This is a genomic window from Rhizobium sp. BIGb0125 (genome assembly GCF_024810055.1).
In the GTDB taxonomy this organism is placed as follows: Bacteria; Pseudomonadota; Alphaproteobacteria; order Rhizobiales; family Rhizobiaceae; genus Agrobacterium.
Genome location: NZ_JANUDV010000003.1, coordinates 138,249 through 151,011, shown reverse-complemented (window position 1 = coordinate 151,011; position 12,763 = coordinate 138,249). Strand labels below are relative to the sequence as shown.

The 12,763-nt window shown below is 52.8% G+C and carries 14 protein-coding genes and 1 tRNA gene; 10 read left to right on the top strand and 5 right to left on the bottom strand.

Translation table 11 applies throughout. From position 1 onward, the window contains the following. The first annotated feature begins 399 nt into the window (after positions 1 to 399). The gene (locus M2418_RS08910) at positions 400 to 750 is read left to right on the top strand and encodes a hypothetical protein (RefSeq protein WP_192488771.1); all 351 of its coding nucleotides are present in this window, start codon (positions 400 to 402) and stop codon (positions 748 to 750) included. 9 nt (positions 751 to 759) lie between these two features. Here the strand turns inward: M2418_RS08910 and M2418_RS08905 are convergent, their stop codons facing one another. Beyond that, on the bottom strand, positions 760 to 1,443 hold the full coding sequence (locus tag M2418_RS08905) for a phosphodiester glycosidase family protein (RefSeq protein WP_259146062.1): 684 nt from the start codon (positions 1,441 to 1,443) through the stop codon (positions 760 to 762). A gap of 291 nt (positions 1,444 to 1,734) precedes the next feature. On the opposite strand from M2418_RS08905, the gene M2418_RS08900 reads away from it, so the two are divergent. Further along, positions 1,735 to 2,448: a ParA family protein gene (locus M2418_RS08900; protein WP_259146061.1), complete on the top strand. Its 714-nt coding sequence runs from the start codon at positions 1,735 to 1,737 to the stop codon at positions 2,446 to 2,448. 96 nt (positions 2,449 to 2,544) lie between these two features. Here the strand turns inward: M2418_RS08900 and M2418_RS08895 are convergent, their stop codons facing one another. After that, entirely contained in the window at positions 2,545 to 2,706 is a 162-nt protein-coding gene (locus tag M2418_RS08895; protein WP_192488769.1) for an entericidin, read from the bottom strand. Between the two features lie 270 nt (positions 2,707 to 2,976). On the opposite strand from M2418_RS08895, the gene M2418_RS08890 reads away from it, so the two are divergent. Then, entirely contained in the window at positions 2,977 to 3,690 is a 714-nt protein-coding gene (locus tag M2418_RS08890; RefSeq protein WP_405049408.1) for a formyl transferase, read from the top strand. 84 nt (positions 3,691 to 3,774) lie between these two features. Beyond that, positions 3,775 to 4,650 (top strand): methylenetetrahydrofolate reductase, encoded by an 876-nt coding sequence (locus tag M2418_RS08885; RefSeq protein ID WP_405049398.1) that lies wholly within the window; start codon positions 3,775 to 3,777, stop codon positions 4,648 to 4,650. Positions 4,651 to 4,689: 39 nt separating this feature from the next. On the opposite strand, the gene M2418_RS08880 is transcribed toward M2418_RS08885, so the two are convergent. Further along, positions 4,690 to 5,586 carry a LysR family transcriptional regulator gene (locus M2418_RS08880; RefSeq protein ID WP_192488767.1) on the bottom strand — a complete coding sequence of 299 codons (897 nt, stop codon included), beginning with the start codon at positions 5,584 to 5,586 and terminating at the stop codon, positions 4,690 to 4,692. Between the two features lie 192 nt (positions 5,587 to 5,778). On the opposite strand from M2418_RS08880, the gene M2418_RS08875 reads away from it, so the two are divergent. Continuing rightward, complete coding sequence (locus tag M2418_RS08875) at positions 5,779 to 6,186, top strand: c-type cytochrome (RefSeq protein ID WP_250981677.1); 408 nt, start codon at positions 5,779 to 5,781, stop codon at positions 6,184 to 6,186. Between the two features lie 11 nt (positions 6,187 to 6,197). On the opposite strand, the gene recX is transcribed toward M2418_RS08875, so the two are convergent. Beyond that, positions 6,198 to 6,788 carry a recombination regulator RecX gene (gene recX / locus M2418_RS08870; RefSeq protein WP_405049397.1) on the bottom strand — a complete coding sequence of 197 codons (591 nt, stop codon included), beginning with the start codon at positions 6,786 to 6,788 and terminating at the stop codon, positions 6,198 to 6,200. Positions 6,789 to 6,960: 172 nt separating this feature from the next. On the opposite strand from recX, the gene M2418_RS08865 reads away from it, so the two are divergent. Then, positions 6,961 to 8,265, top strand: a complete 1,305-nt coding sequence (locus M2418_RS08865) for a DUF6161 domain-containing protein (RefSeq protein ID WP_259146058.1) — start codon at positions 6,961 to 6,963, stop codon at positions 8,263 to 8,265. Between the two features lie 262 nt (positions 8,266 to 8,527). Here M2418_RS08865 and M2418_RS08860 read toward each other — a convergent pair. Then, a tRNA-Leu gene (locus tag M2418_RS08860) sits at positions 8,528 to 8,612 on the bottom strand. A 191-nt stretch (positions 8,613 to 8,803) separates the two neighbouring features. Here M2418_RS08860 and lipB point away from each other — a divergent pair. From lipB to M2418_RS08840, 4 genes are all read left to right on the top strand, one after another. Beyond that, positions 8,804 to 9,526, top strand: coding sequence for a lipoyl(octanoyl) transferase LipB (gene lipB / locus M2418_RS08855; protein ID WP_259146056.1), 723 nt, complete (start codon positions 8,804 to 8,806; stop codon positions 9,524 to 9,526). 77 nt (positions 9,527 to 9,603) lie between these two features. Next, positions 9,604 to 10,668, top strand: a complete 1,065-nt coding sequence (locus tag M2418_RS08850) for an NAD(P)-dependent alcohol dehydrogenase (protein ID WP_192488763.1) — start codon at positions 9,604 to 9,606, stop codon at positions 10,666 to 10,668. 87 nt (positions 10,669 to 10,755) lie between these two features. Next, a complete protein-coding gene (locus M2418_RS08845) occupies positions 10,756 to 11,667 on the top strand; it encodes a DMT family transporter (RefSeq protein ID WP_192488894.1) in 912 nt (303 codons plus the stop codon). Between the two features lie 388 nt (positions 11,668 to 12,055). Next, complete coding sequence (locus M2418_RS08840) at positions 12,056 to 12,763, top strand: hypothetical protein (protein WP_259146054.1); 708 nt, start codon at positions 12,056 to 12,058, stop codon at positions 12,761 to 12,763.

Here is a 12,763-nt window from a genome sequence, read left to right as displayed (position 1 = left end):
CTTCCATGATTACTCCAGCTTGTTTACTCTCCGGCCCGCATTCACTGCGGTCGCCGTTGGTGAAGCATTTATTAAAATCTCACGACAGATGCAATTGCAAAAGAAGGCGAAATGGAGGCAATTTTGAAAAGCAGCCATGCCCTTGGCGCATGGGTATAAGAAAAATCAAGCCGTTACAGGGGCTTTTGCGCTCGCCTTATGAGAGTGGAAATGTCTCATTTTGGTCCAAAGTGTAACCAACCGACCCACTTTTTGTGACAGGCGACCAGTTTTGCACAACCAGAGACTTTATAATGCATCGTTGTGATACACCTGTAGTCGTTGCCAATTCCCGCACTTGCCAGAGCGTCCGGTATTTTCTAATTCGGATTCGTTGGCTTAAACATCAGAGGCATTCCCATGCAGGCTTCCCCTTCTTTTCCAGACCGCGACACCGTTGCAGCGAAATTGACCAGCCTGTCGGGCGAGGATCAGGCATGGCTGAAACTGCTGATGGAGAATGCCCAGCAGGACGAAAGCCTGCTTGGCGGTTTGCAGCTTTACCTTGAGCAGCAGTCGGCGGCGCGCTTCCTGAACTCGTTGAAACTAGAAACCGGTGGGGAGTGGCTTGGCACCAATGCACCCGCCCGTTTGCAGATCCGCCTGAACGAGGTTTCGCGCTCCAGCCAGCATCCGGCCTTTGCCGCCTTCAAGAAAGGTCTTGGCAAATCGGGCGGACTTGAAAAAGCCTACCCGAAATCTGCACTCTGATCCCAAACCTTAGGGCATCTTTTCGACCACCGCGATGATCGGCCCCAGCGGCGAATGATCATCGCGCCGGTTGCGCTCGGGTATTTCGACACTGGAAATAGAACCGTCCAGGTACAGCGCGTTTTTCACATTCAGCTTGTCACGGAACAGCGTCGCAAAATCATAGAACCGCACCAGTGCGTCGACGATGACAAAATGCACCTTGCCATCGTCTGACACACCCACACCGTTACGACGGTTCAAGCTGTCGCTTTCCGGCAGAAAGCGCGGATGCACATTACCGTCTATCAGCAACATCGGCCCGGACTGGGTGGCAAAATCAGGCTTTATGCCACTCTTCACATAGGCATCTGTTTCCAGCACCCCTGCCTTATCGCCTTGCAGGTAAAACACCCCGTTTGGTTTCAGGTGAAAATTGCCCCAGCCGAAACCGGTGCTGATGCGTTTCAGCTCCCGCCCATACTCCACATATAAACCGACCGGTGACAGGTTGCGGTGGTACATGCCGCCATTCATGGCAAATCTGGTGAACAGTCCACGTCCCCAAAGGGAGGAAGACAGATTGGCAAAGGAGCCAAAAAACTGGCCTGTTATAGGGTCGCGGTCAAAAATGCGGATAGAATCAGTGTGCGGGTCAAAGGTGCAGACGGTGTAATTTGCGCCTGCATGTTCAATATCTTCACATGCGGCCACCGTATTCACTCCACCCGCCAGCAAAAAACACCCTGCAACAACTGCCAGTCTCGACCAAACCAACGCGCCAAACCTCCCATTTCATCTGTGTGATACCCGCCAAATCTGGCGGGTTGGCGGTAAGAATGCGTCAATAGTGGTTAACAAAAGCAAAATCTGCGGGTTTCGAGGCGTCAAAATTAACCAGCTGTTAACCATGATTAATGCTTACTCCGCTTCAGCACCATGAATGACCAAGGTGCCTTTAACGGGCGATGAGAAGGCTCGAACACATCTAGGGGTTCAGATATTATGCCAATCATTACTATTGCAAATACAAAGGGTGGCGCTGGAAAAACAACAGTTGCCGTTATTGTGGCCAGTGAACTTGCACGGCTTGGCCACCGTGTAACCCTAATGGATGCGGACCCTCAGCAGTGGGTATCGCGCTGGCATGCCCTTGCAAAAGCACCCAAGAATCTTTCCGTGGTATCCGGTATCACCGACGACAATATTGAAGACTGCATCAAGAGCGCCAAAAAACGCGGCGGCTATATCCTGATCGACCTGCACGGTGGCCGCTCGCCACTGCTGGCCAAGGCAATCGGTTTTGCCAACCACGTGATGGTGCCGGTTCAGGGTTGCGCCATGGACGCCATTGGCGGCGCGCAAATTCTTGAACTGATGAAAGACCTGTCCGAAAAATGCGACATCCACATTCCGCATTCGGTTGTGTTGACGCGCATCAGCCCAATCATCACCACCCGCTCCATGCAGGCGGTCAAGGGCCTTCTGGCCGAGCGCCAGGTCCATGTTCTCGACACTCCGTTGATTGAACGTGCTGCCTACCGCGACATCTTTGTATCCGGCGGTTCGCTTGATAGCATGGACCCGGAACGCGTCAGCAATCTGGACAAAGCCAAAGACAACGCATTTGCACTCGCCAGCGAAATCCTGGCCCTTGTACCAAGAGCCACCGCAAAGTCCGTGCCTGCTGTTTCCAGAACAACGAAAAAAGCCGCCTGATTTCTCAGACGGCCTGACCATGACTTCAAAAACGCCGCCGACGTTCCCTCGAAAGACGTCAGGCGGTGCTTTTGTTTGCCGCATCTCCTGGAGATTTTAGCGCGATGCTGCGCGGTCTACACTGCGACCGGCATCCTGCGTTGCATCAACAGCATTTGCTGTGTCTCTGCCAACGCCGCGAATTGTATTGCCGCAGGCGCTCAGCATGGTGACGGCAGCGAGAACAGTAACGATGGCGGTAAGTTTACGTGATGTCATAAGATGTCTCCCCGTGTAGGACGTTCAAAAGGAACGTTGGAACTTGCGGAAGCGTAACGTCGCGATGTGCATTTGGTTCCCGCGGCGACAAGAAAAAATAAAACCTCTGCGCGCTTAATTCATTTTTGAAACAACATGCGCAATCTGCTGGCCAAACAGTGGAGCATTTGGATGCCGGATAATGAGACAGATGACGTGCAAAAGCTGCAACCCGCAGCCGTGCAGGGCCGGATCGTTATATTGACCGCCGGCGGTCTCAACCCGCAGGTGATGATCAACGCCTTGTCAGATCGTTTTGCTGATATTCACATCATCCAGGAACAGCCGGAATCAAAAGGCTCGATTGTAAAACGTCGCGCCAGACGTCTTGGCTGGATCAATGCTTTTGGACAACTGGCAACGATGATTGCCTCGCGGCTTTACAAGACTGTCGCTGCCAAACGCTCCGCTGAAATCATTGCGCAGCAGGGCCTGAAAGCTGACGAAAACCCTGATATTCCTGTCATCAACGTCCTGTCACTCAACAGTGACGAATGTCGCCGGGCGGTGGTAGCAGTGAGACCCGATGTGGTCTTCACCATTTCCTGCCGTATTCTTTCGGAAAAAACCCTGGCAGCGATACCATGCCCGGTCATCAATTTTCATGCGGGCATCAACCCGATGTATCGTGGCCAGATGGGTGGTTACTGGTCGTTGGTCGAACATGACGCCGGCAATTTTGGCGCAACGGTGCATCTGGTCGACAAGGGCGTGGATACCGGCGGCACTTTGTACGAGCAGCGCACCACACCTGATAAGGCCGATACCATGGCCACCTACCCGCTCTTATTGACGGCGGTTTCCACGGGCATCGCCATTTCTGCCATCGAAGATGCTCTGTCGGGCACCCTGAAACCGTATCATCCGGCAGGGAAGTCCGTGCTGCGTTTCCCTCCACCGGTGTGGATTTGGCTGTGGCACGGCATAAAAAGGAATATCTGGTAGTCGCCAGTCGCATTTCTACAATAGAAGTGTCGTGTTAATTAAAGAAGCATCCAATAGAAACAGGCATGTTTCACAAAAAGGAATGTGCACACCTTGAAACAAATCGCAGCCTCCATCGAAGTTTCCCCCAAACAGGCAGTCGAATCGAAAGACTTGCCCGGCCTGTTTCCCGAGGGGACGTCGGTCTATCTGACGGATATCGGCACCGAACCGCTGGACACCATGATCGGCGCGGCAAAGCGGCTGCGCGATCTGGGCTATGAACCTGTGCCGCATTTTGCAGCGCGCCGCGTGCCATCGCGCGAGTTGCTGGAAACACGTATCAAACGCTCAGCCAGCGAAGCTGGCGTCAAAGATGTGCTGATCATCGGGGGTGGTGTGCCAAAACCGCTGGGTGAATTCACCAGCGCCATGGATCTGATTAACAGCCGCCTGTTTGAAAAATACGGCATCAACCGCATGGCTGTTGCCGGCCACCCCGAGGGAAGCCCGGACTTTAATGACGCGGTTGCGTTGGAGGCTCTACAGCAGAAACAACTTTATGCTGACACCAGCGGCACTGAACTGCGCCTGTTGACCCAGTTCGGCTTTGCACCAGACAAATTCATCAACTGGTCTGAAACGCTGAAACAACAGGGCATTACCCTGCCCGTCCACATTGGTGTGGCAGGTCCGGCGAAGGTGACCACACTCATTAAATATGCAGCCTTGTGCGGCGTCGGCAATTCCATTGCTTATCTGCGCAAGAACGCCCTGTCGCTGACCGCCCTTGCCACCCGCCATTCTCCTGAGGGCGTGGTGAAACCGATTGAGGATTTTTGGCTCAACAATCCTGACAGCGCCATCCGCCAAATGCATGTTTTCCCATTTGGTGGTCTGGTCAATTCGGCGCAGTGGTTGCGAGAGCGCGGCACATGGCCACCTTCTCTCTCCCCCACCCAGGGCGCTGCTACTCTATAAAATGATCGCGCATCGCCGTCATAAGCGATGCTTGATCACTCAGACCGATTTCACCAGTTCGGCAAAGGCATTGCGAATGCTTTCCGCCACCGTCTCAATCGGACGGGATGGCTTGTCGCAAACCAGCAGACGAATATCGAACCAGCCAAGTTCCGGCAGCCCTTCCTTATCGCCCAGAATGACCATGTCATTCTGCACATAAGAACGCGGCAAAGGCGCAATGGCGAGATCGGCGGCAATTGCCGCATGCTGCGCCATGGTGTGGCCGCTCAGATAAGCAACGCGGTAAGAGCGGTTGCGTTTATCGAGCGCGGTAATGGCGTCGGAACGCCAGATGCAGCCATCTTCCCAGATGGAAATCGGCAGCGGGTCACGCAGATGCGCCGTTCCACATTTCGCACCGGCCCAGACGAGCCTTTCACGCATCATCACCTCACCGGTGTTGCGCAGCGGGTGTGAAGCACAGTTGACCAGAGCCAGATCCAGACGTTTTTCATCCATACGCTTATAAAGGCTGGAGCTGGAATCAATCGTCACATCCACCATGATGCCGGGAAACACTTCCGCAAAGCTCTTGAGGATACCCGGCAGCAGCCCACGCTCACCAATATCCTCGGGCGCCCCCAGCCGCACGACGCCTGACAGCTCCGGCATGATGAAACGCGAGACCGCCTCGTTGGACAGCGCAATCATCCGCCGCGCATAGGTCAGCAGCATTTCGCCATGCGCCGTCAGCGTTACGGAACGCGCGTCGCGCAGGAACAATGTGGTGCGCAACTGCTCCTCAAGTTTCTTGATCTGCATGGAGACCGCCGAGGGCGTGCGAAACACCACCTCAGCCGCCGTGGAGAAATTGCCCGTTTCGGCAATGGCCACAAACGTTCTCAGAATATCATTGTCCAGCAACGGCAAGGGCTGGCGAAACGGAACGGTCATGAAACGCGCCTTCAAAATAATTTGAACGAAGCGACCTTACTATTATTTTTTCTGAACTTCAATATCGGCCACACCACGGCATCACGACTTTAAAAACCACTCGTGGTAAAACGTCGCACGACACCGCAGCGTCTTCACATGCCGGCCGGAATTTTCATATGACAAGGATGAAACGCAAATGGAGACCGTGACGTGACACGCCGTACCCTGCTGGTGACAACAGCCTGTCTGCTCTGTTTTTCTATACCGGCCCATGCCGAAGGTGATGCGGCCCGTGGCAAACAGGTGTTCAGCATCTGCGCGCCCTGCCATGCCATTGAACAGCCAAGCAACCGCATGGGACCGCATCTGGTCGGCATCATGGACAGGCCTGCCGGGTCAATCGAGGACTACAAAGCCTATTCGCAGGCGATGAAAGATGCAGGCGCCAATGGCCTAGTGTGGTCAGAGGATCAGCTGTCGCAATTCCTGGCCAGCCCGAAGAAATTCCTGCCCGGCACGTCGATGCGGTTTTTCGGCTTCTGGACCGAGGACAAGGTCGATGACCTCATCGCCTATCTGAAAGAACAGTCTGCCGAACAACAGGCACCGAAACCATAAAGAGAGGCTGATCACGGGCCGTTGGCCAGAACCTCTTCGGCATCCTCAAAGCTCATGGCAAATACCTTCTTGCCAATATCGAAGCTGAAGCCGCTGCGCGCAAAGGACGACATTTCCTTGCCATGGCGTTTTTCATCGAGATCGACACGCCGGAACGGCCCAAATGCCCGTTTGCGCGCAAACACCACAGCAGCGTAGAGATCATCCGCCTCATCCAGCGCCACGGCTGCCGTCTCTGATGCCACGCCCTTGATCGACAGTTTCTGGGCAATCATCCGCCGGGATTTGCCGTTTCTGACTGCATTGCGGGTGGTAATACCGGCAAAGACCTCATCATCCAGCGCTTTGAGATCATAGCCGATCTTGACCGCCGCATCCGCCAAGGCCTGCACCTGCTCCGGCGTTATGCCCTCGAACTTCTTTTGCGCCTTGCGTTTGATGGCAGTGGCCAACTGCTGCTCGGACATGATCTGCCGCTGCAAACGGTAGAGCGTCGAGTTCTTGGCCCATGACAACATGCGCTTGGTCGGCACGGTATCGGGCACATCATCAAAGATTGGCGGTGGTTCAGGTTCAAACACGGGATTCGCACGGAGGTTCATGGATTAGTAGAAGCTAGTTTCATGAGAGCCAATCCTGAAAGAAAATGCAATTGGAAGAGCCATCTCTGATTAAAAATTGATCACAAAAGCTGCAAAACCTGTGGAGATGCAAACTCGAATGCTGCCCTCATAGTCGCTAAACATTAAAAGAAAAAAAGCGCAGGGGGACCAAATGAACGTTGAACAATTCAAGCACGACGTAGTTCAAATTTTATCGAACAAAGAAAAAATACGCGAACAAGGAAAAGATACACTCGACGAAGTCGCTAACTTCTTTGAGCAAAGACAACTCTACGAAGAACTGATATCTACAGCTTTAATGATCGTTTTTAGAAACGAAGACATTGATAACGTTATTAGATCAATTCAGGACAGATTATTTAACAAAGATCAGAACCACATCAAAAACAGCAAGATCGGCACGACTACCGATATCACAATGCCGTCTCTGAACAGATCTGATGTTGAAAGCTTTTTTTCTAGCGTAAATATTGCTGCGCAAGAAAATTCTCCTGAGGAGATGGACTCTATAGGAAGTTTCCTGATCGCAGCCATCGGATTCGAGGTTTCTCGCGTACCGACGCTTGATTTTCGCGTAGACATAAACAACAACGCTGCTTACCTGACATACACAATGGAGTATCTATACTACAAATCAGAAATTTCTAATTTCGAAAAACAAATAAACCCGCTAAACAATATTTTAAAAGATATAAGAAAAAATCTCTTAGACGCAAATACTGAGCTAAAAAGCCAAAGAGAAACTCATTCAAATTCTATAAGCGAGTTACGAACTGAGATTGTTCAGGCTCAAAGATCCATTGAGACAACTGAAGAAAAACAAAAAAAGGCTCTCAAAAACGCGCAACTCATCAGTGGTCAAGTTCGGCAACAAATTGAAAACCTTCAGTTCGACCTCACAAAAGAATTAGAAAATCACAAAACCACAGTTGAAGAACGCCTAAAACTCAAACATGTCACTCAGCGATGGCAGGACGTAAAGCGTAGAGCGAAACTGACTCTGATTGGCGCAGGAGTTTTTATAATTTTCCTGATGCTTGCTGCCTTTTTGATTTTGATCTTTAAGGGTCAGGCTATCATTGATTTCCTAATCCCACTCAACATCAAAACCCTTGTCCTTCAAAGTAGTCCTGCTGGAGCAATCGGACTACAACTTGCGCGCATAGGAATCGTGGCCGTACCCCTAGTTTCTTACTTCTGGACGTTAAAAATAGCAGTTCGAATTCTAATGAGGTCGTTGGTCATCATGGATGACGCTGATCAGCGCGCCACCATCATGGATAGTTACTACTCACTCACCGGCGATGGCATGACAGATGAACGTGCACTACCCATGATGTTATGGGCAATATTCCGCCCGGTTCCTGGCCATGGCCCGGACGGCATTGAACCTCCGGATTTCACCGAGGCTATTAATGCCGGCCTTCATGGAAAAATCATGGGGGCCAAATCTTAAACAGCAACGTTTTTGGCTGCAGACAAGTCCAAGGAGACCATGCATCCACCACTCTGGATGCATGACTTTGCCGTCTTAGCACTGCGGATTTTCGAACCAGCGTAACTACAATTTTGCTGAAAACATTTCAGCCCAAAACACCCACCCTTCGGCAGCGCACAATCATCATTTTCTGGGAGAAAAGAGGCTCTGAAATTTAGGCAATAAAAAAGGCGGCAGAGCCGCCATTTTTATTTTTAAACCAACAAGTCGTTGATTTAATTGGTGCGGTCGAGAAGACTCGAACTTCCACGGGTTGCCCCACAGCGACCTCAACGCTGCGCGTCTACCAATTCCGCCACGACCGCATCGTGGTAGAGTGTCGTCCTTGCGGCGACGAACGAGCATGTAGCAAAAGCATTTCCGGTACACAAGTGTGTCGTGACAGTTTTTTGAAATTAAAAATCTGAAGGTGAATTCCTACATTCAAGAAGCCCGGAAACCGGGCCTTGCAGCCCTATAATCATTCTGCGAAAAGGCTGTGGAAAGGACGCATATTATGCTCACACGCACCGATTTTGAAAAAACAATGCTGCCAACGGTCGAGTCAGCGCCTGTTGAGTGGCGAATCTCGGACTGTCCCGTGCCCTATGAAGAGGCCATGGCCGAGATGGAAGCTCGCGTCGGCGCCATTTCAGAGGGCAAGGCAAACGAACTGGTCTGGCTTCTGGAGCATCCGCCCCTTTATACGGCCGGCACAAGCGCAACATCAGCCGATTTGCTGGAGCCAAGCCGCTTTCCCGTCTACCAGACCGGGCGCGGTGGCGAATATACCTATCACGGCCCCGGCCAGCGTGTTGCCTATGTGATGCTGGATCTCAAGCGCCGCCGTCAGGATGTGCGCGCCTATGTCAGCTGTCTTGAGGAAGTGATTATCCGCACGCTGGACAAGATGAATGTGCGCGGCGAACGTCGGGAAGACCGTGTTGGCGTGTGGGTGCAGCGGCCGGAGCGCCCTCGCCTGCTGGATGGACGTATTGCCGAAGACAAGATTGCTGCCCTTGGCATTCGCTTGCGAAAGTGGGTAAGTTTCCACGGGCTTGCCATTAACGTCGATCCTGACCTGTCACATTTTTCCGGTATAGTGCCCTGTGGCATTTCGGAATTCGGCGTCACCAGCCTGGTGGATCTGGGTCTCCTGGTGATGGTGAGCGATGTCGACCCGCTGTTGCGCCAGTCCTTTGAGGAAGTGTTTGGCGAGACGATCAACGAGACGGCCTGAAAACTGATTGATAACGGGTGGAGGACCCGGCCCGCTCCTTTCGATTTTACAACAACCCCATAAGGAAAGAGACAATCATGTTCACAACATCAGCCTATGCCTGTGACGACGGTTCTTCCCCTCTGAAACTCGCCTCGATCAAACGCCGCGATCCCGGTGAGAACGATGTTGAAATTGAAATCGAATTCTGCGGCGTCTGCCACTCCGATATCCACACGGCACGCGGCGAATGGGCGGGCAGCCTTTATCCTTGCGTGCCCGGCCATGAAATCATCGGTCGTGTTGGCCGCATCGGCGCCAAGGTCACCAACCTCAAACAGGGCGACCGCGTCGGCGTTGGCTGTATCGTTGACAGTTGCCGCGCCTGCGACAGCTGCCGTGAAGGTCTGGAGCAATATTGCGAAAACGGCATGACCGGCACCTATAATGCGCCCGACAAGGCGATGGGTGGCAATGCCCATACACTTGGCGGTTATTCTGGCCATATCGTTGTCGATAGACGTTACGTGCTGCGTATTCCAGAAACTCTGGATGCAGCAGCCGCTGCACCGCTGCTCTGCGCCGGCATCACCACCTATTCGCCCCTGCGTCACTGGAAGGCTGGCCCCGGCAAGCGGGTTGGTGTTGTTGGTCTCGGCGGCCTTGGCCACATGGCGGTAAAACTCGCCAATGCCATGGGCGCAACGGTTGTGATGATTACCACCTCGCCTTCCAAGGCCGATGACGCCAAGAAGCTTGGCGCGCACGAGGTGATCGTGTCGCGTGATGCAGACCAGATGGCAAAGGCCGCTTCCAGCCTCGATCTGATCATCGATGCGGTTGCCGCCGACCACGATATCAATGCCTATCTTGCGCTTCTCAAGCGCGATGGCGCGCTGGTGCAGGTTGGCGCACCGGAAAAGCCGCTATCGGTTCATGCCTTCAGCCTTATTCCCGGCCGCAAGACCTTTGCCGGTTCGATGATCGGTGGCATTCCTGAAACACAGGAGATGCTGGATTTCTGCGCCCAGAAGGGCATTGCCGCCGAAATCGAGATGATCAACATCGATCAGATCAACGATGCTTATGAACGCATGATAAAAAGCGATGTGCGTTATCGCTTCGTCATTGATATGAAGAGTTTGCCCAAACAGGCTGCATAAGCAACAAGGGGCGCAACCAGCGCCCCTTTTTCTGCCGCTGCTGTTCGGTGATGACAAACAGCAAATGTGGTGGCAGCAGACATGGCAATGACGCAGGATAATTCCAGCAGCAATTCTTTTCGTGGCATGATGATCATGGCCGGGTGCATGGTGGTCTTGCCAGCCATGGATGCCATTGCCAAATACATGGCCACCTATGGCGGCATGTCACCGGGCCAGGTCACCTTCTACCGTTTCTTTTTCCAGCTGGTTTGCACGCTGCCGCTGTTGCTGGCCGTGTCGCCCAAAGCGCTGTTGTCTACCCGCCGGCCGTTTCTCAACCTGTTTCGCGGTGTGCTGCATGCCGCCGCCAGCCTGATGTTTTTCGTGGCGGTCAAATACATGCCGCTGGCAGACGTCTTTGCCATCTACTTTGTTGAGCCCTTCATGCTGACCATGATGTCCGCACTATTTCTGGGCGAAAAGGTTGGCTGGCGGCGGTGGCTGGCCATCGTCATCGGTTTTGGCGGGGCGATGATCGTCATTCAGCCAAGTTTTGAAATCTTTGGTCTGAAGTCGCTGCTGCCGGTGGCATGCGCATTCCTCTTTACACTCTACCTGTTCCTTAACCGCGCCATGGGTGATGGCGACACACCTTTGACCATGCAGACCATGGCCGGCATTGGCGGCACATTATTCATGGCGGTGGCGCTTGGCATTGGCCATTCGCTTGGCGACGTGGATTTTGAAATATCACTGCCTGGTAACAGCCAGGCATGGCTGCTGCTGATTCTGCTCGGCGCGATCTCCGGTTATATGCACCTGCTGGTCGTCAAAGCGTTTCGACTCGCCCCAATCTCGCTTTTGGCGCCCTTCCAGTATTTCGAAATCATCTCGGCAACGGCGCTGGGATTCGTTCTGTTCAGTGATTTCCCAAGCCCATCCAAGTGGCTCGGCATCCTTATCATCGTTGCATCGGGCCTTTTCATCATCTGGCGGGAGCGTGTTCGCGCCACCTGACGGATAAATCGGCATATGAATGGGAGGAAAATTCATTTCCCGACACCAGCAAGATAGCTGTTGCACAAGATAACGGACAAGATTCGACAAGGAAAAAACCGGAAAAAATCATCCGGTTTGCTGGCGATCCGCACTATTAAGCAGAAAGGTGCGGTACTATTTCTCTCAAATATCTTTGTGCATTTCTCCCGTTGATCTCTCAATGTCACAGGCATTGAAACAGTCTTTTACGGTCACAGAAGCCCGCGTCTCGGACTGGCACAAGAACAACAGATCATTCAAATTTTACCTGAAATGTGAAGGCTTCATTAGCCGTCTTTATTGGCATCTCGTAAACCGTTCGCATCTACGCTTTGCCCAGTTTCATGATGAAACGGAGAGACGAAAGATGAATAATATGGGTGCTGCTTTCCCGCTTCCCGGCGAGGAAACAGGGCAGCGTTACATTGATGATACGACCTTTTTACGAAAACGAGCATTTCCAGACGGCATCAAGACAACAGCAGACGTTACGGCACTTATTGCGTTGAACCGGACGATTTCTCCCGACTCGGACGGCTGGGCAAGATTTTTTGTCGATAGCCTGACTGACTTCATTGTCTTTCACAGCTATCCGCAAGGGTCGATGGATACTTACAATGCCGACTGGTTTGTTGCGACCTTTGCGCCGGAAGGCATTATTCACAACAAGCTGAAACTGGCACTGTTACAAAACATCATCCGCAAGGCCCGTTATACACCGGTGTCACTGCGGGTGCTGGCGCTCAACCAGTTGCGGCTGGCCATTATTGCCCGCAAGGGCGCCTATGCAGATTTCCGTTCTGATGATGCGGTCATTACCGCGCAGGACATGGACTATATTGCCAGCCTGATCGACCTGCCATTGCAGTCAACTGAAACATCCCTCCAGGCAGCCGAGCTTGCAGTGCTGCGCCATATCGATAACGCCGTCAAAGAAGATGGCAACCATCCCGACTGGGTGGAACTGATGGAAACCGTCAAAACCCTGTCAGCCCGCAAATCCTCCCGCATGCAAAGCAATGGCTGGCTGCAACTCAATTCCGACATGCTGTTTAGCGACGCCGCCAAAGCCTGA